Source organism: Tamlana sp. I1 (assembly GCF_015355625.1).
In the GTDB taxonomy this organism is placed as follows: Bacteria; Bacteroidota; Bacteroidia; order Flavobacteriales; family Flavobacteriaceae; genus Pseudotamlana.
In genome coordinates, this window is record NZ_JACLAF010000020.1 from 1 (window position 1) to 25,958 (window position 25,958).

A 25,958-nucleotide genomic window follows, 5' to 3' on the forward strand; every position below is an offset into this window, starting at 1 on the left:
TCTATTTACAAAGCACAATCACTAACAAAAAGAAAAGTAAAAATAGTAGGTGCAGATGCTATATATGCCACAAATAAGAACAGGAATTTTGTGACTAAAAACAATATCAAAACGGACTTCAAGCGTAAAGGGAAGCTTCCTAAAAACTATAAGCAGGAGAACCAACTTAAGGCTGCAATTACCAAGGAACGGGCAACCAGATTAGAAGGGAGTTTTGGAAAGGAAAAGGAATATTACCATCTCAAACGCATAAAAGCTAAAACAAAAGCCACCGAAGCCCTCTGGATATTCTTCGGAATACATACCGCCAATGCTCTGGAAATAGGTAGACGAAAACAAAATAGCCAAGTTCAAAAAGCTGCCTAGATTTTAGTTGTTTTAAAAACTTTACAGGGATAGCTATGCTATGTTCAATTAGCACCTAAAAACTCTAATACATCAAGATTTTAATAAAAAAACAAAAAACCAAGACTGATATTTAATCAATTCTTGGTTTTTATATTTGATTATTATGTAAGTAAGCTAAATTCTGAATGCGCCTAACTAAAAACCCCACTTTTTAAGTCTTTAAAAAGTGGGGTTTTAATAACAGATTAGGATGCTTTATTTTATATTCTGAATATCCATTTCTTTTATATTCAAATACTTCATCACGTCTTCTAATTTGTTGGTATTAATAGTAGCAGCCATATCAGAAGGCATCACCACAATTCTAAAAGTTTGATTTAACATTAAATCAGCTCCAATAGCATTTAGGTCATCACTTTCGGCAATAATATCAACATCGCCTATGGTGTAATTAAAACGGTATTGAAAAAAGCCTCCGTCGTCAAAGAAAATAGTGGCCGTAGGTAAAGGTTCCCAGATATCTAAACCATTATCGACACCTTCTAAGCGATATACTAAAACCGCATCGCCATCAACAAGGTTATTTGGGAAGAAAAAGCGTTCAAGATCTTGGGTAGCCGAAAAATTAACGTTTGTAATTTCATAGGTTTGCCCAACAATGTCTATGGATATTCCATCGGCTCCTGGAGGGCCTTGCGGACCTTCACAAGAAACAATAAAAAGAGCAACAAAAGTAACGATTGATAATACAGTTTTTTTCATAATATTTTTTTTAAGGGTGTGATTTGAAAAGAGTTCATTGAAATTTTTTCAATTAATTAATTTTAATATGTGATTTAATAATACGATAAAGAAACGGCCTCTGCTTACTTTTATTTAGTCTTTTATACTGTTTTAGAAGCAATTCTCCGATGCTTGATTCTTTTTTCTATAACACTCGGGTTATTTTATTAACCTAATATAAACTTAGCTAAAAAGACGCCATTCTCCAAATTAGAGTTTGTTTTGTTAAGAAACGCGTTAAGACTTATTGGCTTTAGGTGGCTTAAATACTTTTGTATCACTGTTTATTTTTGAATGATTAGAAATTGTTAGGCTGAAGTTTAAGTGCAATTAAGAATAGAATAAAGATGCCTCCAGATGTTATTAGTGAAAATCTTACAGTCTTGAAACTTTTTACTACTTTTAGCTTTTATTAACCATTAACCAAAATTTTATTAAAATGAAAAAATTAGCCTACGCTATTTTAGGTTTCATTGTTGGAGCCTTTTTAACTTATTATTTCTGTGTAAAACCTGTTGCGGCAAACGAAACCGAAACTAAAATTGTAAAGCCAAAGGGTTTAATTACCATTGATGAAGCCAAAGAACTAAATAACAACTGGACGGAGTTCAGACAAAAAGCCGTGGATTCTGCAGCCGCAAAACAAGGTAGAAAAAAGGACAACCGTTCTACAGAGTTCTCTTTAGAAGAAATTGAAAACTACTTAGCCTATGCCAAAAACCAATCGGATAGTTTGGGTTACACCATGACGGGCGTTCGTGTGTATTTAGGAGTTTATGGTAAAAACGCTGGACAAACCAAAAAAAACCTATCCACTATGTTTATTGTGCCTACTGGTAACAAATCCAAGGCTAAAGCTGCTACTTTAAACTTGAGTTTTTTTGGTGATGATGAAGATATTCCTGTAAGCCCACTGAATAGAGGGCAAGGAGGGGAAGGGAGCTATTAACCTATAATTGTTTTTGTGAGCGACTTTTTAATAAAACATTATAGTTTTTTAACTCATGGAGTAGAGCTTTTGGCAGCAGGTACTGGTATATTTTTTTATAATAGATATAGATGTACTGCTGCCAAATATTTTATTTTTTTTTTAATATATATTGCTTTTTGTGAGCTTTTTTGTCTTTATACTCGATTTGTAGACTCTAATAAAATATTAAGTTTTCTTGTAGGTACTATTTTCGAAAAAAATCATTGGCTTTATACTTTGTTTTGGGATATTGGAGCTCCTTTGTTTTTTTCTTTTTTTTATCATAAAATTTTATCTACAAAATTGTTTAAAAATATAATTTTCGTAAGTTCTATTATATTTCTACTTTTTTCTATCCTATATATAGGTTTGAATCGGGAGGTGTTTTTTTTCCAATTTTATGATGCCGTATTTGTGTTTGGGGCAGGAATTATTTTATTATGTACTTCTCTTTATTTTATTGAAACTTTATTAAGTGATAAAATTTTACATTTTTATAAATCGTTATATTTTTATATTTCTGCAGCTATTTTTATGTGGTGGTTGGTCATCACGCCATTAACATTTTATGATATTTATTATACCTATGAGTTAGGTAATCCAATTAGAGATTGGAATTATAAGTTTTTAAGAAATCAAATTTACATCCTCGCAAACTTATTCATGTACCTAACATTTACTTTTGCGTTAATCTGGTGTAAACCACCAAAAAGAACTTGATTTTTTGTGCGTAAAATTTTGTAGTTTTGTACGAAATAAAAACCAGAATTATGAAACATTTTATTACATTAAAAAAACTAAGCCTTTGTGTATGTGCTTGCTTATTTTTGTTAAACTGCTCTAAAGATGAGCAAGAAAGCGAAACCCAAACCAGTTTTTACATTCCAGAGGGAGTGATTACAACAGACGAAGCCCAAGATTTAAATAAGGCTTGGCAAGAAAAAAATGCCGCCTTGTTTAATAAAGCAGGGGCTTCTAAATTTGAGAACCAGCACCAATCGTTTTGGTGGTCTTTAGAGGATTTACGTAATTATTTGGCTTACGCCGAACAAGAAGCTCAAGATAAAGGGTATACCATGGATGGTGTACGTGTGTATTTAGCCGCTTACCCAGAGAAAGATGGGCAAAACACCTTGTTTTTTGCACCAACGGGTCGCGAAAATTATTCTAAAGCCAGTACTATAAATTTTAGTTTTGGTAATAGCGGTAATATCCCTGTAAGTCCTTTAAATAGAGGACATGGAGGAACAGGTGATTATAATTTATAATTATTTAAACCTTTTGGAGATAAACAATTGGGATAAATCCATGTTATAACATTTTATATCAGCAGTAAAACTTTTACTTTTAAAAGTATTGAGTTTTACTGCTGTTTTTGTTTAATAATGAAAGGTCTTTACGTTTAGTTGGTTTAAAACATAAATTGCTCTTACTATGTTGTATTTGGCTTGACGAAGTATACTTAATTTAAGTACTCATTTAGAAAAAGCATCAACTAGTTTAACGAAATTAATTGTAAATCCATATAATGTACATGTATGTATACATAATATAAAATACTCTACAAATTATAAATAAGATTGTTTGTATATAACATCTTTTAATGAAGCACCCTAGATGCCAGCTACATCTTCGATACACTATTTACTTAATAGAACAACAAAATAGACACGCAGTTGTATTATTTTAAACATTAGCCTTAGCTTTACAGCTTCAACCTAATGAGCTATTGTTTTAATACGATTTATAGCGTAAGCAGGAGTTCTATAGGTTTAGTTTTCCTTTTTTCAGCGATGAAATTTATATTTTTGTAGCGCTATGATGTTATTTATGCCTTGGTTTTTTATTATAGATTCTGGAAGAAGGCTGGCAAGTACAGCTGCCGAACGCTATTTGCTGCTTTATATGATTGCTGTTTTAATCATTGTAACAAGCTTAGTAATTGCCTTTTTTGTCATGTTTATTATTCGAAAAAACAAGCTTTTCCGAGAGCGCATGCTACAAAAACAAGCCATTCAAGAAGAAATAACCCATGCGCAAACAGAAACTCAGGAGCAAACTTTAAAAAATATTGGCATGGAGTTGCATGATAATGTTGGACAATCTCTAACCTTTGCTAGTATGCAATTAAGTGTTTTAAAGCGCAACGGTTCTGCACAGATTCAGGCTGAAATTTCTGAGCTTGCCGAAACTGTAAAATTAAGTTTATCGGAATTACGATCGTTAGCCAAAACCTTGAATAATGAAGTGATTTCGGATATGGGTTTTATTAAAGCACTAGTTAACGAAATAGAACGCTTAAGAAGAATGCGCTTTGATACCGCTGAATTAGAAATTATTGGCGAACCTGGCGAAATTGAAAATAAAAAGAATGAAATCGTGTTGTTTAGGATTATTCAGGAGTTTTTATCGAATTCGGTAAAATACTCAAAAGCGAAAAATATTCTAATAACTCTAGAATTCCTCCCTGAACTTTTAATAATTACGGCAAAAGACGACGGCCAAGGTTTCGATGAAAAAACAATTAAAAAAGGCTCCGGAATTATAAATATGCAAAGTCGCGCCCATTTAATCAAAGCCGAATTAAAACTAGAAAGCCAACTTAATGAAGGCGTACGTTTGGAGATACGGTATCCGAATTAGTTATTGGTTGATGGTTGCTGGTTTTTGGTTATTGGTTATTAGTTGTTGGTTGCTGGTTATTGGTTGCTGGTTTTTGGTTATTAGTTTTCACTATTCACTATTCACTATTGACTATTCACTATTCGGTGTTGGCTTTTTGCCTTTAGCTAGTTTACTGCTAGATTAATATTTGGGTTTTTAGTTATTGGTTGATGGTTTTTGGTTATTAGTTAATTTTGACTTTTGACTATTGATTATTCGCTGTTGGCTATTTGCCTTTTGCCTTTAGCTAATTTACTGTTAGATTAATATTTGGGTTTTTAGTTTTTAGTTTTTAGTTTTTGGTTATTGGTTATTGGTTGATGGTTGATGGTTTTTGGTTAATTTGCTAATTGCTAATTGCTAATTGGAAATTGCTAATTTCGTCTACTGTCTACCGATTATATAAAAAATCTCATTTGATCTCCGAAAATGTCAGGCAGAGCTTGTCGAAGCCTTTTTAATGGAGTTAGGTTATGGTTTTTAGTTATTGGTTGGTGGTTATTGGTTTTTCACTATTCGCTGTTGGCTTTTTGCCCTCGGCCTTTAGCTCGTTTACTGCTAGATTAATATTTTGGTTATTGGTTATTGGTTATTGGTTATTGGTTGATGGTTTTTGGTTATTAGTTAATTTTGACTATTGCTAATTGCTAATTTTGTCTACCGTCTAATGTATATTTTTTCTAATTGAAGAAAGTTTATTTTTACTAAAGACTAAAGACTAAAGACTAATTTTCACCAACAACCATCATCTATCAAATAAACAGGCTTTCCAAACTACATCATCGGGTAGAGGGGCATCAACCAAAACAGGTTCTTTTTTCACAGGGTGGATAAATTCGATATGTTTAGCGTGTAAGTGAATGCTGGCATCTTTATTACTGCGATCGAAACCGTATTTTAAATCGCCTTTAATAGCACAACCTATGGTTGCTAATTGTGAGCGTATTTGGTGGTGTCGACCAGTTTCTAAATTAATTTCAAGTAAAAAGTAACGGTCTAGTTTTTTTAAAACTTTATAATGAAGAATGGCTTTTTTACTGCCAGGAACCTCGTTACTATGCGCTTTCGATTTGTTGTTTTTAGGGTTTTTAACCAACCAATGCGTTAGGGTATCGGCTGGTTTTGGAGGTTCGTTTTTAACCACTGCCCAATAGGTTTTTTTTATGTCTTTAGAAAGAAATAGGCTATTAAGTCGCGGAAGGACTTTGCTTGTTTTAGCAAAAATAACAAGTCCTGTTGTGGGTCTGTCTAAGCGGTGTACCGTGCCTAAATACACATTGCCAGGCTTGTTGTATTTATCTTTGATATATTCCTTTACAACGTCGCTTAAAGGTTTGTCGCCTGTTTTATCACCTTGAACAATATCCCCAGCCCGTTTATTAACGATAATAATGTGATTGTCTTCAAAAAGCACTTGAAGATTGGATTTATTAGATAAAACTTTAGACATTTTAGGGTTTTGGATAGTTACTAAATGCAGCGATCTTCAGAAGAAAATGGTTCACTAATATTTTTCACTTTGATTAGGGAAATCTCTAGTTTTAACATCATCTACATATTGTGAGATGGCCGAAGTCATATCATCATATAAATTCAAATAACGGCGTAAAAATCTGGGATGAAATTCGTGAGTCATACCAAGCATATCATGTAAAACCAAAACTTGTCCGTCTACATCTGGGCCGGCGCCAATCCCAATAATAGGAATGCTTACGCTTTCGGCAACTTGCTTGGCTAATTTGGCAGGAATTTTTTCTAAAACAATGGCAAAACAGCCAATGCGTTCTAACATTTTAGCATCGGCAATAAGGCGCTTGGCTTCTTCGTCTTCTTTAGCGCGAACGGTATAAGTGCCAAATTTATAAATGGATTGTGGGGTTAACCCTAAATGCCCCATAACAGGAATACCTGCGTTTAGAATACGTTTAATCGATTCTTTTATTTCTTTTCCACCCTCTAATTTTACAGAATGTGCACCACTTTCTTTCATGATTCTAATAGCAGAACGCAAAGCTTCTTTAGGGTCGCTTTGATAACTTCCAAAAGGCAAATCGACTACCACTAAAGCTCTATGAATAGCACGCACTACTGAAGAAGCATGATAAATCATTTGATCTAAAGTAATGGGTAGGGTGGTTTCATGTCCTGCCATAACGTTACTTGCCGAATCGCCCACAAGAACGACATCAATTCCGGCACCATCGACTATTTTTGCCATGGTATAATCATAGGCAGTAAGCATCGATATTTTTTCACCTTGGTTTTTCATATCAACCAAAGTTTTCACGGTAACACGTTTGTATTCTTTTTGAGCTGTGGACATTTCTTAAAATTTTTAGAGGTACAAAAGTACTAAAACAAATTGTTTTAGTTGGTAAAATGTACGGGAGTTCAATGTATGGTTTTGTTATTGACTACCACGTTTTTAAAAGTAACACCATTGATTATAGATTTGTTATAACCTGCATGTTTTGCTTTAATTAACAATCACTAAGATGCACACCTACGGCCAAACCACCTTCGCTAGTTTCTTTGTATTTGGTATTCATGTCTTTTGCGGTTTCCCACATGGTTGAAACCACTTTGTCTAAAGGCACTTTAACGTTTTCCGGATTGGTGTCTAAGGCTAACTCGGAAGCATTAATAGCTTTTATTGCGCCCATAGCATTGCGTTCGATACATGGAATTTGTACTAAGCCGCCAATTGGGTCGCAGGTTAGACCTAAATGATGTTCCATAGCAATTTCGGCGGCAACCAAAACTTGCTCTGGGGTTCCACCAAGCAATTCGCATAAAGCCCCCGCAGCCATAGCAGAAGAAACGCCAATTTCGGCTTGACAACCACCCATAGCTGCACTTATGGTTGCGCCTTTTTTAAAGATGCTCCCAATTTCGCTGGCTACGAGTAGAAAGCGTTTGATGTCTTCAAAATTACCATCGTGATTTTCAATCACCAGATAATACATAAGTACAGCAGGAATTACGCCTGCACTGCCGTTAGTGGGCGCAGTAACTACACGACCTAAGGAGGCATTTACCTCGTTAACCGCTAAAGCAAAACAGCTCACCCATTTAAGGATTTGTCTAAATTTCACTTCAGTTTGTCTTATGGCATAAATCCATTCTACAGGCGTGTTATAAGGTGCAGAACCGATTAGTTTTTCATGAATATCGAAAGCACGTCGGTGTACATTTAATCCGCCAGGAAGTGTGCCTTGGGTATGGCAGCCCAGATACATGCTGTCTAACATAGTATCCCAAATGCGTTTTAATTCGAAGTCGATTTCTGATTCTGGACGGATGGATTTTTCGTTTTCAAGAACGATATCGGAAACCGATTTTTGTGTTGTTTTACAAGCATGAAGCAGTTCGGTACCTTTATCGACTGGGTAAGGAAAGGCACATTTAATTTCAAAATTCTTTTTTGAATTGTTGCGGTTCTCTTTAACAACAAATCCGCCACCAATAGAGTAGAAGGTCGATTTGTGTTTTTTGCCTTTAACAATTGCCGAAAATGTTAAGCCATTGGCATGAAATGGTAAAAATTTCTTGTTGAAAACAATGTCAGCACTCGGATTAAACTGAATTGTTTTTTCATTATTAAGCTTTAATGTGTTTTCACTTTTAACGGTGCTTATAATGCGGTTAATATCTTCGGTTGGTATGGTTTCAGGGTCTGCGCCTGATAAACCAAGTATTACTGCGAAGTCTGTAGCATGGCCTTTTCCTGTTAGGGATAAGGAACCGTATAAATCAACTTTTAGTTGTTCGACATTATCAAACAGATTGGCTTTTTTTAATTCGGCTATCCAGCGTTCGGCAGCGCGCCAAGGTCCTAAAGTATGTGAGCTAGAGGGGCCAACACCAATTTTAAGCATGTCGAAAACAGAAATACATTCCATAGCTTATATCAAAGTTAAGTTGATGTAAATATACCGATTTTTAAGGTGGTTTTTTAGTTGAAAAGACTATGGTTTTGGAAAGAAAACCCTGTAAAAAAATAGATGAATTAGATGATGAACTGGGGTAAGCATCATAGATGTTTGGAGTGTAAAAAAGAATGGTTTTTATAACACTATTTTAGAAGATGAAAAGTTTTATGTTTTATATCCTTTTAACCCTCCTAATTTCGACGAAATTGAAATTTTCCTTCAAAAAGAAGAGAGGAGCAAGTTTTATTAATGTTTTCAGGAAAATTTAAACTATACCTATTTTAATTTTTCAAACAGTTATGCTTTTAAAACCTGAAAGATTCTTTAGTGTAAACATATTAATTTGTATTAATCATGTTCAAGCATTGGATAATATGGATGTTCTTGTTTTTCGCGCAAGGGATAGTAGCGGAAATCCTTTTTTCGAGGAAGGAGAAAAAAGATTGCAGCGGATAGCCCGACCCCTTAGGGTTGCGCCCAAATTTTAAAATATGGTGTTTTAATTCTAAATGATTGTTGATTCGAAACTTGAATTAAATAAGCAATGTCTTCGACAGGCTCAGACTGACATCGTGGATTTTAATTGTCTTTTGTGCTAAAATTGAGTTTTTGCTTATTAATTTAAATGAAAACACAAATAGGAGTTGTTTGTCACACAGAGCTTGTCGATGTGTTTTTGAATTAATGGGTTACTTTATAAGCCATTATTCGTATTCTAAAAAATAAGCAATGTCTTCGACAGGCTCAGACTGACATTGTGGTTTTTAACTGTCTTTTGTGCTAAATTGGAGTTTTTGCTTATCAACTTAGATAAAACCCAAATAGGATTTGTTTGTCACACAGAGCTTGTCGAAGTGTTTTTGAATTAATGGGTTACTTTATTAGCCATTATTCGTATTATATTAAAAAAGCAATGTCTTCGACAGGTTCAGACTGACATCGTGGTTTTTAACTGTCTTTTGTGCTAAATTGGAGTTTTTGCTTATCAATTTAGATGAAAACACAAATAGGAGTAACCATGCCACACAGAATTTGTCGAAGTGATTTTTAAAACTGAAAATAAATAAAAGGTTGAAAATCGGTTGAAAAGGCTTGATAACATATAATACCAACCACTACAGAAACTACCACTTTGGCGTAAATTGGGCTGTTGGCATATAGGCTTTCAATGCGTGTTTTGGTAGATGTTGGCAGCCAATGCGTGATGTAACCTAAAAGCATAACGAGGAAAACGGCTTTATAACTTACCAAAATATCCCAAGCGTAATGCCAGTCCATATGATGCGCCACTTGGGTGTACCATTTTGCAATATGTTCCATGCTTTCGCCTCTAAAATAGATGCGTGTAAAAGTGATAAATATTAAGGTTACAAGGATTTTCCACCAACGTACAAACCATTGGTTGTAGTTTTCGTACGGACTAATTTTGCGCCAGAATTTATAAACTACGATGCCTAAGCCGTTAAGGCCACCCCAGATGACAAACTTCCATGAAGCGCCGTGCCATAAACCACCAATTAGCATGGTAAGCATGAGGTTGATGTTGGTATTGATTTGTTTTTCGACCGTTTTACTATACAGCGAAGCGATGAAAATAGCTAGGCAAATACCTAGGGTTACAAACACAACAGTTAGATCTTGGTAGGCATATAAAGTGCCTAAAATAATGATGCTTAAAATGATGTAAGAAGCCACAGAACCTTTTCGGTTTCCGCCTAATGGAATGTATAAATAATCACGTAGCCAGGTTGATAATGAGATGTGCCAACGCCTCCAAAAATCGCCTGTATTGATGGCTTTATAAGGCGAATTAAAGTTTACGGGTAGCTTGAAACCCATTAAAAGGGCAAGCCCAATAGCAATATCGGTATAACCTGAAAAATCGCCATAAATCTGGAGGGTGTACCCAAACATGGCCATAACGTTTGCGAAACCAGAAAACATTTCGGGCGCATCGAATACGCGATCTAGGAAATGCATGGCTATAAAATCGGCAAAAATCATTTTTTTAATCAGACCTTTTAAAATCATGAAGGTCCCGCTGTCAAAATCGGCTTTGGTTAAAATGGTAGGTGCCGAAATTTGTGGCACAAAATTTTCGGCTCTAACAATAGGTCCAGCCACCAGTTGGGGGAAGAAACTCACGTAGAAACCAAAATCTATTATGGAATCTAGTGGTTTTAGTTTTCTGCGGAAGATATCTACAGAATAACTGATGGTTTGAAAGGTGTAAAATGAAATCCCCACGGGAAGGATAATTTTATCGACGGTAAAATAACTCTGATCATTAAAACGATTGCCCCATTCGGCAAGCCAATTGACTACTTGATAATCGGTATGAAACAACATGTTAACCGAATCGGTAAAGAAATAGGCGTATTTAAAATAGCAGAGTACCGTTAAATTGGTAATCACACTTAGAGTGACTAATAGGTAGCGTTTGTTTTTATTTTCACTGTTATAAATGTTTCGGCCTATAAAAAAGTCGACAATGGTACTAAATATTAAAATCCCTATAAATAGTCCGCTGGTTTTGTAGTAAAAGAAAAGCGAAATAAGAAAAAGGTAAGCGTTTCGCTGTTTTATTTTTTTATAAAATAAGCCAAACAAGGTGTAGGCAACAGCAAAAAATATCCAGAAATTAACTTGTGTAAAAATTAAAGGAAATTCTTCCGAGAATGTAAATATGTCGTAAAGCCTATTCATCTAAATGTTTAAAATGATTTAATAATTGCGTGGCATCTTTGCCGGTTGATTTTGCCCAAGCGTTTACAAATGCGTTTAATAATACATCGGCTTTTACGCTGTAGCCTAATTTATTAAAATGTATCCGATCTTTAAGCATAAGTTTGTTTTTATACCATTGGTTAGAGGAGCCTAAACCGCCCATTACCGCAAAACAATCCCAAACAGCCATGTTGTATTCTTGCGCAAGTTCGTAAATAATATGTTGTTGTTTTATGGTATTTGGGTTTGGGTATTTGCGTTTGTAATAACTATCGTTAGGAACGGTTAGTAATATAGCACAGTTTGGATTGATGCGTTGAATTTCATCTAAAAATGCCTTGTAATTATTTTTATATTCCTCGGCATCAAAGCGGCTCTCTGGCATGTAAGCATCGTTAGTGCCTATAGAAACTATAAATAAATCGGGTTTGTAAAGTTCTAATTGCTGCTCGAAATAGGCGCAGCGCTTATAAGATTTAAAACTGGCACCATTTACGCCAATGCTTGTGTATTCTATGCCTGGATTGTTATTTAAAAACTCCATACCCATAATGGCAAATTCATGATTTACAGTAGTAGTGTTTTTTAATTGAAGCTTTAACTGAATAGAATCGATGGTTTTATTAAACCGAAACTCTTTATACATTTTAGCGTAGTTAATAGTATCCGATGTTACTAAAGCCGTATCGATAACGCTTAAGGTATAATCGTTTTTCCAAGTGTTGTAGAACACTCTTAATTTATCAAAATCGTATTTTTTAGCGGTATAGTTTTTATGGTTTGATTTAACCGTGATGGTATCTAATTTATCGCTAAAAGTGCCTGTAATGCCTGATAAGCCCCAAGCAATGCTATCGGATTTAATGGAGCATCGGTAACCCTGCCATTTGCCTTTAGTTGCTGTAACCCTATAGCTTAACGGATTATGGGTTTTAGCAAGATGGTACGGAAATACAAAACCCCGTTGCCCCATAGCAACAGCATTCATGTTTTGTAAATAGGTTCTTAATTTATTGGAATACATATCGGCATGAATATGAGAACCCCCAATATGCATGATGTGTAGTTTTTCTTTTTTGCCTTCGTAAAGACTATCTAAAGTTCTAAAAAACTGTTGAAATGTTGGTGATTTATCAGCAAATTTTAAAGTGTTTTCTTCAAAATGAATAAGATGACCTAAGCTTGGTTTTATGCTATCCAATACGTAATGTTGCGCATATATAGACGTAGTTACCAAACAGGTAAGAGCTAATAACTTTATTTTCATTTGTTATCAGTTAGGTCTAAATACAAGGACAGAAAAAGAATTTCTGAAATAATTTTTGTTCCAGAAGGCGAAAAGTGTGTGTAATCATTTCCTGCCAATCTTTGGTCTACCCAATACGGCATCGAGTTTTTACCACCCATGGCTTCATAAATACTCCAATACGCAACACCATCTTTAGTAAAAACTTCTTTTAGTGTTTCATTTAAATACGGTAAAAGGGGATAGGTTACCATTTCGCCATTTTGAGTGGTAGACATATCGCCAGGGCCAATAAAAAGGACACTGGCATCGTTCGATTTACGTTTTACCCAATTTACATGATTTTTTAAATAGCCCACATATTTCTTAACATGAAGCGAATCTTTAAAATAAGGTACAGAGTTTCCGCCGTATTGAAAAATGAGAAGTTTAGGATCTAGAGCTTTATACATTTGTGCAAAAACTTGACTGTTAGCACCTGCAAATACAGTTCCTGCCGAACCACGCATGGCCACGTTATCTAGATTGATGCCTTTTTCGCCATCGAGGGTGAGGCCGTAAAAATCGGGGCTTATTTTACTTTCTAACTCGATTTTTAAAGCGGTTGGTGTTTCAGGGAAATTTATGGCGTATTTATGGTAGTTGCCATCGTTTATAAGCTGATCGGTTTTAATTAAATTTCCATTGTTATAAACGTTTATGGTGGTTGGTGTTACCGAATTTCCGTAGTGTAAGCCAATACGCGTGAATTTTTTTAATCGGTTATAAGGCTTAGATGGCACACCAATATAAATACTTGCTTTGGTAGTAGGAAGTGAATCTAAAAGCGCATCGTTTATGCTATCGTAAACTTGGGTAAATCGTGATAAGGATGTGTAGGCCCCATATTTTTTATGTTCAAAGAGGTCTGCTCTTCTGTCAAAATACGCATGACGCGTCCAGTTTTCAGAAGGGACTACATCGTTGCTAATTTGCTCGTAAACCTGAACTATAGGAACAAATCCAGGGCCATTTCCGCTGTACAATCCTTGCAATCTGTTTCTAACATAGGCAGAAATACGATCGCCTTCTAATTGTGAATCGCCATAATGAATGATGCGACATTGGTCTGACGATAAATTAGCACGTAATTTTTCTAAGTATTCTTTTTTGTTTTCAGGGTAATGAATACGTTGTACTTTAGAAGTGTCTATTTTTTTTAGGTTAGGAGCAGGTGCTTTTTCCACTTTAACGGCAACTTCTTCTTTTTCATCTTCTTCCTCAGAAATGGTTATAAGTGCTTCAACATTATTAACAATACTGTCTAAGGATTTAACCTGTGGGGTTTCAGCCTTTTTTGTTTGAAGAAAGGTTGCAGATTTCGGATATTTTATAGCCACATCTCCAATGAAAAAGCCTTCTTCAAAAGTTCCGTTTTGTAATTGTTTAGCTTCTGAAAAGAAGGTAATTCCGAAGAGGATCAATAAAATAATGACCAGGTATACGGAAATTTTTAGTGGCGTGTATTTCAAATCTGCTTAAAATTAAGAGGGTTACAAATCGGCATTTGGCTATAAAGATACATGTCTTCACTATAATTATCAAAACCAAGGGAAATAAACCTGTATTTGGGGTAGCATTTTTAAATATATTTCAATATAAATTTTTTTATAAAAGTATATGATAAAAAAATAGGTTTGAGGCTGCTAGTATTCAAAATGCTTTTAAACATATAAGAGCGTTATATTCTATTTTTTAATAGAAGTTAATAGTATAATTAATTTTGTGTTTTTTTATGAAAACGGACTAATCGAATAAAAAGGTAAAGCACTACTATTTAGAAAGCTAAAATAAACATTGTGTAGCTGTTTCTAAAATACGCCATTTTTATTAAAAGTGACAGCTTGTCAGTATTTTTGAATTGGCACAAAGATTGACTTATACAACTCGAAATTAAAAATGAACACATGTTTCCGTGAAGACGGAAATCTATAAACAAATAAAATATTATGAGTAAAATTATTGGAATCGATTTAGGAACAACCAACTCTTGCGTTTCTGTAATGGAAGGTAATGAGCCTGTAGTTATTCCTAATGCAGAAGGGAAAAGAACAACACCATCTGTAATTGCCTTTGTTGAAGGCGGAGAAATTAAAGTTGGAGATCCAGCGAAAAGACAAGCAGTAACAAACCCAACTAAAACTGTTTATTCAATTAAACGTTTTATGGGAAATAAATATTCTGAATCTCAAAAAGAAGCAGAACGTGTACCATATAAAGTGGTAAAAGGTGATAATGACACACCTAGAGTTGATATTGACGGTCGTTTATATACACCTCAAGAATTATCGGCTATGATTCTTCAAAAAATGAAGAAAACAGCTGAAGATTATTTAGGTCAAGATGTATCTCGTGCTGTAATTACAGTACCAGCTTACTTCAACGATTCGCAACGTCAAGCGACTAAAGAAGCTGGAGAAATTGCAGGTTTAAAAGTAGAGCGTATTATTAACGAGCCTACTGCTGCAGCTTTAGCTTACGGATTAGATAAAAAAGGAACAGACCAAAAAATAGTAGTATTCGATTTTGGTGGAGGAACACATGATGTATCTATCCTTGAATTAGGAGATGGTGTATTTGAAGTACTTTCAACAGATGGTGATACACACTTAGGTGGTGATGATGTTGATGAGAAAATCATCAATTGGTTAGCTGATGAGTTTCAAACTGAAGAAAGCATGGATTTAAGAAAAGATCCAATGTCACTTCAACGTTTAAAAGAAGCTGCTGAAAAAGCGAAGATTGAATTATCATCTTCTGCACAAACAGAAATCAACTTACCATATATCACAGCTACTGCTAGTGGACCAAAACACTTAGTGCGTACTTTAACAAAATCTAAATTCGAGCAATTAATCGACGATTTAGTGAAACGTACTATCGCGCCATGTGAGTCTGCTTTAAAAGCAGCAGGTTTATCAAAATCTGATATCGATGAGGTTATTTTAGTAGGTGGTTCTACACGTATCCCTGCGGTACAAGCAGCTGTTGAGAAATTCTTCGGAAAAACACCAAGTAAAGGTGTAAATCCAGATGAGGTTGTTTCTTTAGGAGCAGGTATCCAAGGTGGTGTATTAACAGGAGATGTTAAAGATGTATTACTTTTAGATGTAACGCCTTTATCTCTTGGTATTGAAACTATGGGTAATGTATTTACAAAACTTATTGAAGCGAATACAACCATTCCTACTAAGAAATCGCAAGTATTCTCTACAGCAGCAGATAATCAGCCATCAGTAGAAATTCACGTATTGCAAGGTGAGCGTGCTATGGCAGCCGATAACAAAACAATTGGACGTTTCCACTTAGATGGTATTCCACCAGCAAGACGTGGTACACCTCAAATTGAAGTAACGTTTGATATTGATGCTAACGGTATTATTAAAGTATCGGCTACAGATAAAGCAACAAATAAAACCCAAGATATTCGTATTGAAGCATCTTCTGGTTTAACTGAAGAAGAAATTCAAAAGATGAAAGCTGATGCTGAAGCAAATGCTGAAGCAGATAAAGCTGCAGCTGAAAATGCTCAGAAATTAAATGAAGCTGATTCTATGATTTTCCAAACTGAAAAACAATTAGAAGAGTTTGGTGATAAATTATCTGAAGATAAAAAACAACCAATCGTTGAAGCTTTAGAAGAATTGAAAAAAGCTTATGAGTCTAAAGATATCGCGGTAATTACCCCTGCTTTAGATAAAATTAACGAAGCTTGGAAAGTAGCTAGCGAAGAAATGTACAAAGCGCAAGCTGAAGCACAAGGCGGTGCAGAAGCTCCAGGACCAGATGCTGGTGCAAGCGGGCAATCTGAAAACAGCGACGTTGAAGACGTAGACTTCGAAGAAGTCAAGTAGCCTGTACTGAGCGAAGTCGAAGTATAGACTTCGAAGAAGTAAAATAAATAAAAGGTTCCTGCTTTCGCAGGAATCTTACTCTATAAAACTAAACGCAATCATTAATTTGGTTGCGTTTTTTTTATAAATCTAATTCTTGTAATATTGTAGGAAAACTTAAAGCTCCTTTTTTATGAAAAAATTAATCCTTTTATTTTCGGTATTTACATTAGTATTATCATCGTGCTCGAATGACGATGGCGACTCTGAATTTACAGGCGATTTGGTAGGCACCTGGTTAATCACCGATTTAACTTATGAAGGCACTCTTGAAACCTCGGTTCAAGGCTTTCCAATTACAACTGATTTTGAAGGTGAAGCTTATGATATGACTAATACCTTAACCTTTAATGAATCTCCAAATACCGTAGACTCTGAAGGTAGTTGCAATTTAGAAATCACCTTTACTTTTGCAGGAGAAACAGAAACAGAATATGTTGAAGATTTTCAATTTCTTGAAAGTGGCACTTGGGAAGTTAAAGGCAATAAATTAATCATCACGAATAATGGTGAAGAGCATATGGCCGATATCTTCTTTCTTACAGATGATAAATTAGTATTAGAAGTAGATCAAGTTGAAGAAAACGTCGTAGATGGCGTAAATGTAATTACAACAGTAAAAAGTATTGCTACGTTCGAACGGTAGAAATAATTAAATAATAAAGGCTGTTTGAAAAGTTTATCTAAAAATTGAATAAACGCTTCATACAGCCTTTCACTAATAGCATAACACTTATTTATAAAATATTGCCCTGAGGGTCAACTCTTAATGTTTTATTTTTCCCATTGGCAGTAACCACTTTAATTTTATAAAGTTTTTCGGTTCCTTTATTATGGGAGTAATTCACGAAATAGATATTATTTTTAAAAACACAACCAGGGTAGTGGCTACTAACCGAATTCCTAACTATATACGGTAGAGTAACATCTTTAAAACGTTCGAAAGATTTTGTAAGATTACCTTTTGCATCGAAACTAGCAGTAATGCTTCCACTGTAATCGTCTTGTTCTTCAAAAGTAACACGGTATTCGCTTGTTTTATTATCGTAAATAGCTTCCTTAGTAATATCATACTGTGCGACCTTACTTTCTAGCGAATAAATACGTTTAGCCATTTTTGATTCTAAAACAGCACTGAAATAATTGCTGTTAACAGCGGTAACAGTTTTGTACTTTAGTAAGATTAAGTCGTCAGACTCGAAACTTGATTGAGAGAACATTAGGGTGGTAAACCCTAGAGTAAATAGACCAATTAAAAAATTTTTCATAGCAATAGATTTAAATTAAACACTTTGTTAATAAATAATCCATTCTTGAGGGAGAAAGCTATTTTAATAGATATTGCAAGTTAAATATAATAATGCAAGTAAAATGCTACTTAAGTCGCACATTGGTAATGTTTTATGTAAAAAAAATATTTATTCTTTCGATTTATTTACAAGCAAGTTCATATTGGTAATTTTAATATGCTTGTTTTTTATATCAATAATACCATCTTCTTTAAATTGTTGGATGTTTCTATTTAAAACAGCTCGAGTTGTTCCAATCAATTGTGCTAATTCTTTATGGGGTAAGCCATTTATGATTTCAATTTTTTGACTTGTTTCATTGGTGTGTTGTAGTAGTAATTTAGCTAATCGGGTAGCTGTAGTATCTAAATTAGAACTTGTAACATAGTTCTCTAAAGTCTTCATTTTAAGCATGATGTATTGCAATGCGTTTTTGTAAAATGATATATGATTAAGCATCCATTGTTTCAAATAGGGTAAAGGAATAGATAAGACTTGAATGTCGTCTAAAGTTTCATAAAAAACATCATGATGATCCCAATTGAAAAGGTGATACAAATCGAAAACATCATGTTTTGTGATGATAAACAATGTTATTTTACGGTCCTTTTCAGCATTATAAAAATAAACTTTTATACGACCAGAGGTTATAATATAAAATTGATGAATGGTTTTGGCGCTGCCTAAAAAGCAAAGCCGTTTTGGCCATGTTTCTATAATGGCATGACCTAGTAATTGGATTAATGCACTTTCAGGAACATCTTTAAATAAAGGATTTGTTTTTAGTTCGTTTAAACCATCATTGGCATGGGTTAACATCATAATATTACAGCACTTAAGTAAATAGGCTAATAAATAATTTGGGAATGCTGCTAGTAATTTTTAGAGAGATGTAAATTTAATCATTTAATAATCAGTATGCTGCATTTAATGTTGCATTTATGAAATTTTTAATAATTCCAAATAAAGGAATATAAACACGCATTATAAAAGCGATTAAGTCAAATAAATTATAAAAACGACTACTTTTGTTTTAAAATCGAATTATGCTTTTTTCTCCAAAAATTGAAAACAAAAATCAACCCAAAAGGCTGGCTGTAAAATTGAATGCTAAAGGCGAACAGTTTGTTTTGCAAGGGCATCCGTGGGTGTTTTCAAATAATATTATTAAAATTAACGACGGCGCAAAGTCGGGTGATTTGGCTATTATTTTTGGGAAAAGTAAAAACCGTGTGATTGGTTTGGGGCTGTATGATGCGAACTCACCAATACGTATTAAAATGCTTCATAGCGGTTATGAAAAAGTAGAAATTAACACCGCTTTTTTTCAAAATAAAATAGAAGAAGCTTATAAAAAACGTAAAAGTTTATTAAAAACAAACACAAACAGTTACCGTTTATTATTTGGTGAAAATGATGGGTTTCCAGGTTTAATAGCCGATGTTTATGCTTCGGTTTTGGTGGTTAAATTATATTCTGAAATATGGTTGCCATATATTGAAACCATTATAGCAAGTTTACAAAAAACCTCAAAAGCCAAAACGGTTGTTGTGCGTTTATCTCGAAGCTTAGAGCAATCAAAACAGCACAAACTTTCCAATGGAGAAGTGGTTTACGGTACATTAGAAAATGAAGTTGTTCATTTCGTAGAGCACAATGTTAATTTTTCCGCAAATGTTATAAAAGGACATAAGACGGGTTATTTTTTAGACCATCGTGCCAACCGCAAACAAGTGGGGTTATGGAGTAAAGGCAAAACAGTTTTAGATGTGTTCTCGTATGCCGGAGGCTTTTCGGTACATGCGTTATATAATGGCGCAAAAGAAGTAACAAGTTTAGATATAAGTAAGCAAGCCCTGGAAATAGCTGTTGAAAACGGTAAATTAAACGCATATAAAGGCAAGCATAAAATTATTGCAGGCGATGCGTTTGATGAATTGGCAGCACTTATAAAGGATGACGTTACCTTTGATGTGGTGGTTATCGACCCGCCAAGTTTTGCTAAGCAGGCATCAGAAATCCTATTAGCAAAAAAGAAATACGCCCAACTTGCCAGATTAGGCGAAAAGCTTACCGCAAAAAACGGTTTATTGGTTCTGGCGTCATGCTCGTCTCGGGTACTTTCCGAAGATTTTTTCGAAATTAACGCTAAGGTTCTAGATAAAAACGATAGACGTTATAAATTAATTCTAAAAACAGAACACGATACCGATCACCCCATTGGCTTCCCAGAAGGCGCCTATTTAAAGTGTGGGTATTACCGTTTTATAGATTCATAGTAATTGTAGTTCAGGTCTATTTTAATCAAAACTAACCTTTTTGTTATGCATGCATAATATTTTGTTATATTTGATAAAAAAGACCATGACCAACCAACTAACTTCACTTTTAAATATAAAACATCCTATTATTCAGGCGCCTATGTTTTTGGTGTCGAATGTAGATATGGTTAAAGCAGCAATGCTCTGTGGTATTGCGGGCTGTATTCCTGCTTTAAATTACCGCACGGTAGACGAGTTAAAAGTTGCCATTAAAGAATTGAAAGCCGCCAAACCTAAAGATGGTGCCTTTGGATTTAATTTGATTGTAAACAAATCGAATGTAAAATACAAAGCGCAACTTGAAACGATTTGCGAATTGGGTTGCGATTTTATAATTACTTCTCTAGGAAATCCCGAAGAAACCATTATTAGTGCGCACAAAGCTGGTATCAAAGTGTTTTGTGATGTAGTCGATTTAAAATTTGCTAAAAAAGTTGAAGCTTTGGGCGCCGATGCCATCATTGCGGTAAATAGTAAAGCAGGGGGGCATCGTGGCGGAAAATCACCCAAAGATTTAATAGAGGAGTTGTGTGAAAATTGCGCTATTCCAATTATTTCGGCAGGTGGTGTGGGTTGTAAAGCAGATATTGATAAAATGCTAAGTTATGGAGCCGCAGGAGTTTCGGTAGGAAGTCTTTTTATTGCTTCGGAAGAATCTAATGTAACCAACGAATATAAGCAAGCTTGTGTCGATTATGGTGAAAATGATATCGTAATGACTCAAAGAATCTCAGGAACACCTTGCACAGTAATAAATACCCCTTATGTACAGAAAATTGGCACCCAACAAACCTGGTTAGAATCTGTTTTAAATAAACATAAAAGTCTTAAAAAGTGGGTTAAAATGATACGGTTTTCAATTGGTATGAATGCGACTAAAAACGCAGCTACTAAAGCCACGTATAAAACCGTTTGGGTTGCAGGGCCAAGCATCGAATATACCAAGGCTATTTTGCCTGTAAAAGAAATTATTAGGCGCTTAGTTAACTAAAGCAATTCCGGCCATTTGTTTTGCTTTTTTGTCCTTGCCCTTTATTATTAATTGTAAGCCCAAACTTACGGTTAGCCCACCTAACGAAGTCGCAAGTGCATCTCCAGCATCAAACCTATTGTTTACCTTTTGGCTATCTATAACTTCTTTAACGATGCCAGCTAAAGTAGCAGCGCCTAAACTATACCAAAAGGCTTTTTTTTTATTTTTGGTTGTCGCATAAACAACACCATAAGTTGCCCCCGATATTAAAGCGCCAGCCGCAAAATGAAGCTCACCATCATTAGAAATAAATTGCGCTTGACTGCTATGCATTGTTCCGAAACAAAGGAGTAAAAATAATACTAAGGGTTTCATATTCAAATGGTTTAATTCGATTTTAAAAGTATGTGTTCTTAATTAATTTTAATTATATTTTCGATTTTAGTTAAATAAATACGTTAAAGTGAATTATTATCTGAAAGTGCTAAAATTAATAAGAAGCACCACGGCGTATAATTAGGTAAAATCTTAACTAAGATTTATTAGGCACAAGCTCATATTGATTATATTTGAAGTGAAAATAAATCATCGTCATTTCAAAAACCTAATTGATCTTTAAAAGAAAATACATTATGATAAAAAGAGTACCAATGTTAATGGCATTATTAATAGCTAGTGTTTTTTATAGTTGTGGGCCTTCAATAAAAGTAACCGAAACATGGAAAGCACCAGATTTATCAGCAGTCAAAAAATCAAAGGTATTAGTTATGGCTAGATTAGACGATTTGGCTTCAAGACAATTGTTTGAACAAGAAATAACAAAACAATTATCGGCTTCTGGTTTTAAAGCAGTGCCAAGTTATGTAGAATATCCAGATCTTAAGTTAAATAAAAAAATGGATAGTGTAGAGGTTGATTCACATGTAGCAAAGTTTAAAAATGATGGTTTTGGAGCGGTTGTTTTAACGGTAATTAAAGATGTTAATACAGACATAAGAACTGAAGATTCTGGAGGTTATTCAGTTGGTGGCTATTACCCTTATGCTTACAGCGGCTATGGTGGTTTTGGAAACTATTATGGTGGTGTTTATACGCCATATAGCTCAGAAGGATATTATGTGCCACGTTCGGAACGAACTTACGAATCGGATATTTACAAGCTTGAAACTGTAGTGTACGCTATTAATAGATCAGAAAAGAAACAATTGGTTGGCGTAGTAGCTTCACAGATTAAAGATCCTGGTTCTGCTTCAGATGTTGCCGAACCTTATGCTAAAAAAGTTTTAGCACAGTTTAAAAAATAATTAATAAAAAGGATTCAATATAGATATACCGTTTTCAAAATATAAAGTTTTGGAAACGGTATTTTTTTACCTTAATATTAGCTTTCAAAAGCCTTTAAAAGTAAAAAACGATGGAATTATCTAAAGAAATGGTTTTGGAAAAAGCCAATGCAGCCTGCAAAAACACTTTAATGGAAACCTTAGACATCGAAATTATCGATTTTGGCGACGATTTTATTCTTGGAAAAATGCCAGTTACCCCTAAAGTGCATCAACCCGATGGCGTGCTCCATGGTGGCGCAACGGTGGCGTTGGCAGAAACGATGGGAAGTTTTGCAGCTCAATTACTAATGGATCGCAATAAAGTATTTGTTCGCGGGTTAGAAATCTCGGCAAATCATTTAAAAAGTGTGAAATCAGGATTTGTTTATGCAAAAGCCGTTTTTTTACATAAAGGACGTACCACACAATTGTTTGAAATTCGTGTTACCGATGAAGCCGATAATTTGATTTCGTTGTGTAAATTGACTACTATTGCACTGCCAAAATCTAAATAGGTTACATGACTTCCAATGCTTTTTTTGAACGAATAAAAACACAGTATTCAAACCAATTGCCTTTTGTTGCTTTTAGAAAGCCTAATGCGTTAAAAATTAGTAGTTTTCTTCAAAACACCAACGATTTGTTTTTTGCTGAAGACTATTCAGAAAAAGGTTTTGTTTTTGCGCCGTTTGATGATTCAGAAAAAACGGTATTAATTCCAACTGAATTTTCGGAGCAACTAGAAACTGTTTTTGAATTTTCAGAAGATATAACTTCAGCGGAAGCGATAACTTCAGCAAGCGAATTAGATAAAGCATTTCATATAAATCTTGTTAAGCAAGGTGTTGAAGCTATTAAAAATAATAAGTTTAAAAAAGTCGTCCTATCTCGAAAAGAAGCAGTTAGTTTATCAGAAGAAAACCCGTTACAGATTTATAAAAACCTATTAAAAACCTATAAATCGGCTTATGTATATTGCTGGTTTCATCCTAAAGTAGGCTTATGGCTTGGCGCAACACCAGAAACTTTAATTAAAATTGAAGGCAAACGGTTTTCAATTATGGCTTTGGCGGGCACACAAAATTATAAGGGGAATTTAGAGGTGCTTTGGCAAGATAAAGAATTACAAGAGCAGCAATTTGTTACCGATTTTATTCTAGATAATTTAAACCCTCTTGCCGAAAGTATAAAAACTTCCGATGTTGAAACCGTAAAAGCAGGGAATTTAGTGCATTTAAAAACGATGATTTCTGCCCAATTAAAAGCATCTGTTTCCTTGCAAACTGTGGTGCATGCGTTACACCCAACACCAGCCGTTTGCGGATTACCTAAATTAAGTGCTAAAGAATTTATTTTAGAAAATGAAAACTATAATCGTGAGTTCTATACAGGTTTTTTAGGCGAACTTAATGCTGAAACTACAATTGCACCAAGGTCGGGAAGACGAAATATTGAAAATAGAGCTTATTCTATATCTAGAAAAAGCACACAACTTTATGTGAATTTACGTTGTATGCAGCTTAAAAACCAAGAGGCAATACTTTATGTTGGCGGCGGAATTACCATAAATTCGAACCCCGAAAAGGAGTGGTTAGAAACGGTTTCAAAATCTTTAGTGATTAAAAGTGTTATTTAATTAATCGATTTCTTATTTTTGGTTTGTAACCAAGATTATAAGATTAAATGACTTATCCAAAAATTCCTCTCGCTCAAACTTTAATTGAGCTATGTAAATCCAAAGGTGTAAAACATATTGTAATATCTCCGGGTAGCCGTAATGCGCCGTTAACTATAGGTTTTACAAACGATCCATTTTTTAAATGTTATAGTATTGTAGATGAACGCTGCGCAGCATTTTTTGCCTTAGGAATAGCACAACAATTACAAGAAGCCACTGCCGTTGTTTGTACTTCGGGTAGTGCTTTGTTAAATTATTTTCCAGCAGTAGCCGAAGCGTTTTATAGCAACATTCCGTTGGTAGTTTTATCGGCAGATCGCCCAAAGCATCTAATTGGAATAGGGGATGGACAAACCATAATTCAGAAAAATGTTTTTGATAAACACGTCTTATTTTCAACCGATTTAAAATTGGATTTAAAAGACGAAAAGCACATTCCTTCAAATGAACATCTGCCTGTTTTAATGAACCTTGAAGATAAATTTGAACGTTTATTAGGTTTACAAAAAAGTATTCAATCTTATAACGAGGAAGAAATTAACTTAGCTATTAATATGGCTGTGATGAAAAAAGGACCTGTACATATAAATGTCCCTTTTGATGAACCTCTTTATGAAACTGTTGAAAACCTTTCTGTTTCGCCAAAAACCATTGAAGTTACAGCAAGTCAGCATAATGTTGAAGACTACATCCTTCAATCGTGTTTAGAAGAGTGGGATGTGGCTACAAAAAAAATGATTCTTATCGGGGCATGTCAACCTAATACCGTAGAGCAAAAATGGTTGGATGAAATTGCTGATGACGATAGTATTATTGTTTTAAAAGAATCGACATCTAACATTCATTTAAAAGGCGGTTTTCCTAGTATCGATCAATTAATTGCACCTTTAACCGATGAAGAGAAAGAGGAATTACGTCCAGACATCTTAATTACTTTTGGCGGATTAATTGTTTCAAAAAAGGTAAAACAGTTTTTAAGAACATACCAACCAAAGCATCATTGGCACATCGATCGTAAAATTGCAAACGATACTTTTTTCTGTTTAGATAATCATATTGAAACTACGCCAAATCATTTCTTTGAGAGCTTTTTACCAAAAGTGCAGCATTATGTAAAAAGTCATTACAAACCACTTTGGACAGAGGTAAAAGCAAAACGTGTAGAAAAGCATAAAGCCTATTTATCTGAAATCCCATTTTCTGATCTTAAAGTTTTTAATACGGTATTAAAATCGATTCCAGACGCGAATATTTTACAGGTTGGAAACAGTTCGGCCATTCGATATACGCAATTATTTAAAGTAAACAAAACTCTTGAAGTGTACTGTAATCGTGGCACAAGTGGTATTGATGGTTGCACGTCTACAGCAATAGGTTGTGCGGTTGCAAGACCAGATAAACCTACGGTTTTGGTTACTGGCGATTTGAGTTTCTTGTATGATAGCAATGCGCTTTGGAACAATCATATTCCTAATAATTTTAGAATCATCATTGTTAATAATGAAGGTGGTGGTATTTTTAGAATCTTACCAGGACATAAAAACACAGAGAATTTCGACACTTATTTTGAAACCAATCATAAATATTCAGCCGAACATTTATGTAAAATGTATGGTTTAGCTTATGAAGCTGTTTCAGATGAAGCAAAATTAGAATCTGCTTTAACCAATTTTTATTCCGAAGGAACAAAACCAAAGGTGTTAGAAATTTTCACCCCAAAAAAGGTTAATGATAAAGTGCTTCTAGATTATTTTGAATATATAAAATAGA

General features: G+C 34.4%; 23 protein-coding genes. 13 read left to right on the forward strand and 10 right to left on the reverse strand.

What is annotated here, in order from left to right:
- Positions 1-366: transposase (locus H6X70_RS15805; protein ID WP_228530402.1), on the forward strand; the 366-nt coding region annotated here is incomplete at its 5' end.
- A 237-nt stretch (positions 367-603) separates the two neighbouring features.
- On the opposite strand, the gene H6X70_RS15810 is transcribed toward H6X70_RS15805, so the two are convergent.
- Positions 604-1,110: a hypothetical protein gene (locus tag H6X70_RS15810; RefSeq protein ID WP_194768670.1), complete on the reverse strand. Its 507-nt coding sequence runs from the start codon at positions 1,108-1,110 to the stop codon at positions 604-606.
- A 460-nt stretch (positions 1,111-1,570) separates the two neighbouring features.
- On the opposite strand from H6X70_RS15810, the gene H6X70_RS15815 reads away from it, so the two are divergent.
- From H6X70_RS15815 to H6X70_RS15830, 4 genes are all read left to right on the forward strand, one after another.
- Positions 1,571-2,080, forward strand: coding sequence for a hypothetical protein (locus H6X70_RS15815; protein ID WP_194768671.1), 510 nt, complete (start codon positions 1,571-1,573; stop codon positions 2,078-2,080).
- Positions 2,081-2,095: 15 nt separating this feature from the next.
- The gene (locus H6X70_RS15820) at positions 2,096-2,821 is read left to right on the forward strand and encodes a hypothetical protein (protein ID WP_194768672.1); all 726 of its coding nucleotides are present in this window, start codon (positions 2,096-2,098) and stop codon (positions 2,819-2,821) included.
- 50 nt (positions 2,822-2,871) lie between these two features.
- Positions 2,872-3,369 carry a hypothetical protein gene (locus H6X70_RS15825; RefSeq protein ID WP_194768673.1) on the forward strand — a complete coding sequence of 166 codons (498 nt, stop codon included), beginning with the start codon at positions 2,872-2,874 and terminating at the stop codon, positions 3,367-3,369.
- Between the two features lie 550 nt (positions 3,370-3,919).
- Positions 3,920-4,744, forward strand: coding sequence for a sensor histidine kinase (locus tag H6X70_RS15830; protein WP_228530403.1), 825 nt, complete (start codon positions 3,920-3,922; stop codon positions 4,742-4,744).
- 766 nt (positions 4,745-5,510) lie between these two features.
- Here H6X70_RS15830 and H6X70_RS15835 read toward each other — a convergent pair.
- The 6 genes from H6X70_RS15835 to H6X70_RS15860 all read right to left on the reverse strand — a co-directional run bounded on the left by H6X70_RS15835 (position 5,511) and on the right by H6X70_RS15860 (position 14,181).
- Entirely contained in the window at positions 5,511-6,215 is a 705-nt protein-coding gene (locus H6X70_RS15835; RefSeq protein WP_194768674.1) for an RluA family pseudouridine synthase, read from the reverse strand.
- A gap of 54 nt (positions 6,216-6,269) precedes the next feature.
- Positions 6,270-7,088, reverse strand: a complete 819-nt coding sequence (gene panB / locus H6X70_RS15840) for a 3-methyl-2-oxobutanoate hydroxymethyltransferase (RefSeq protein WP_194768675.1) — start codon at positions 7,086-7,088, stop codon at positions 6,270-6,272.
- Positions 7,089-7,245: 157 nt separating this feature from the next.
- On the reverse strand, positions 7,246-8,667 hold the full coding sequence (locus H6X70_RS15845; protein ID WP_194768676.1) for an L-serine ammonia-lyase: 1,422 nt from the start codon (positions 8,665-8,667) through the stop codon (positions 7,246-7,248).
- A gap of 1,077 nt (positions 8,668-9,744) precedes the next feature.
- Complete coding sequence (locus H6X70_RS15850; protein ID WP_194768677.1) at positions 9,745-11,403, reverse strand: MBOAT family O-acyltransferase; 1,659 nt, start codon at positions 11,401-11,403, stop codon at positions 9,745-9,747.
- Complete coding sequence (locus H6X70_RS15855) at positions 11,396-12,691, reverse strand: GDSL-type esterase/lipase family protein (protein WP_194768678.1); 1,296 nt, start codon at positions 12,689-12,691, stop codon at positions 11,396-11,398. Before H6X70_RS15855 ends, H6X70_RS15850 begins: the two co-directional genes overlap by 8 nt.
- Positions 12,688-14,181, reverse strand: coding sequence for a lipase (locus tag H6X70_RS15860; RefSeq protein ID WP_194768679.1), 1,494 nt, complete (start codon positions 14,179-14,181; stop codon positions 12,688-12,690). The genes H6X70_RS15855 and H6X70_RS15860 overlap by 4 nt, the downstream gene beginning before the upstream one ends.
- Before the next feature lie 477 nt (positions 14,182-14,658).
- On the opposite strand from H6X70_RS15860, the gene dnaK reads away from it, so the two are divergent.
- Both dnaK and H6X70_RS15870 read left to right on the forward strand, forming a co-directional pair.
- Positions 14,659-16,563 (forward strand): molecular chaperone DnaK, encoded by a 1,905-nt coding sequence (gene dnaK / locus H6X70_RS15865; protein WP_194768680.1) that lies wholly within the window; start codon positions 14,659-14,661, stop codon positions 16,561-16,563.
- Positions 16,564-16,735: 172 nt separating this feature from the next.
- Positions 16,736-17,248 carry a lipocalin family protein gene (locus H6X70_RS15870; RefSeq protein ID WP_194768681.1) on the forward strand — a complete coding sequence of 171 codons (513 nt, stop codon included), beginning with the start codon at positions 16,736-16,738 and terminating at the stop codon, positions 17,246-17,248.
- 91 nt (positions 17,249-17,339) lie between these two features.
- Here H6X70_RS15870 and H6X70_RS15875 read toward each other — a convergent pair whose 3' ends face one another.
- A complete protein-coding gene (locus H6X70_RS15875) occupies positions 17,340-17,870 on the reverse strand; it encodes a hypothetical protein (RefSeq protein WP_194768682.1) in 531 nt (176 codons plus the stop codon).
- A 150-nt stretch (positions 17,871-18,020) separates the two neighbouring features.
- Positions 18,021-18,713, reverse strand: a complete 693-nt coding sequence (locus H6X70_RS15880; protein ID WP_194768683.1) for a Crp/Fnr family transcriptional regulator — start codon at positions 18,711-18,713, stop codon at positions 18,021-18,023.
- A 224-nt stretch (positions 18,714-18,937) separates the two neighbouring features.
- Here H6X70_RS15880 and H6X70_RS15885 point away from each other — a divergent pair, with 224 nt between their 5' ends.
- Positions 18,938-20,170 carry a class I SAM-dependent rRNA methyltransferase gene (locus tag H6X70_RS15885; protein WP_194768684.1) on the forward strand — a complete coding sequence of 411 codons (1,233 nt, stop codon included), beginning with the start codon at positions 18,938-18,940 and terminating at the stop codon, positions 20,168-20,170.
- Between the two features lie 85 nt (positions 20,171-20,255).
- Entirely contained in the window at positions 20,256-21,203 is a 948-nt protein-coding gene (locus H6X70_RS15890) for an NAD(P)H-dependent flavin oxidoreductase (RefSeq protein WP_194768685.1), read from the forward strand.
- Here the strand turns inward: H6X70_RS15890 and H6X70_RS15895 are convergent.
- Positions 21,192-21,560 carry a hypothetical protein gene (locus H6X70_RS15895; RefSeq protein ID WP_194768686.1) on the reverse strand — a complete coding sequence of 123 codons (369 nt, stop codon included), beginning with the start codon at positions 21,558-21,560 and terminating at the stop codon, positions 21,192-21,194. The genes H6X70_RS15890 and H6X70_RS15895 overlap by 12 nt on opposite strands.
- Positions 21,561-21,817: 257 nt before the next feature.
- Between H6X70_RS15895 and H6X70_RS15900 the strand changes: the two genes are divergently transcribed.
- From H6X70_RS15900 to menD, 4 genes are all read left to right on the forward strand, one after another.
- Complete coding sequence (locus tag H6X70_RS15900) at positions 21,818-22,489, forward strand: hypothetical protein (protein ID WP_194768687.1); 672 nt, start codon at positions 21,818-21,820, stop codon at positions 22,487-22,489.
- A 110-nt stretch (positions 22,490-22,599) separates the two neighbouring features.
- A complete protein-coding gene (locus tag H6X70_RS15905; protein WP_194768688.1) occupies positions 22,600-23,025 on the forward strand; it encodes a PaaI family thioesterase in 426 nt (141 codons plus the stop codon).
- Between the two features lie 5 nt (positions 23,026-23,030).
- Positions 23,031-24,146, forward strand: a complete 1,116-nt coding sequence (locus tag H6X70_RS15910; protein WP_194768689.1) for a chorismate-binding protein — start codon at positions 23,031-23,033, stop codon at positions 24,144-24,146.
- Between the two features lie 47 nt (positions 24,147-24,193).
- A complete protein-coding gene (gene menD, locus H6X70_RS15915) occupies positions 24,194-25,957 on the forward strand; it encodes a 2-succinyl-5-enolpyruvyl-6-hydroxy-3-cyclohexene-1-carboxylate synthase (RefSeq protein ID WP_194768690.1) in 1,764 nt (587 codons plus the stop codon).
- Position 25,958: the final 1 nt, after the last annotated feature.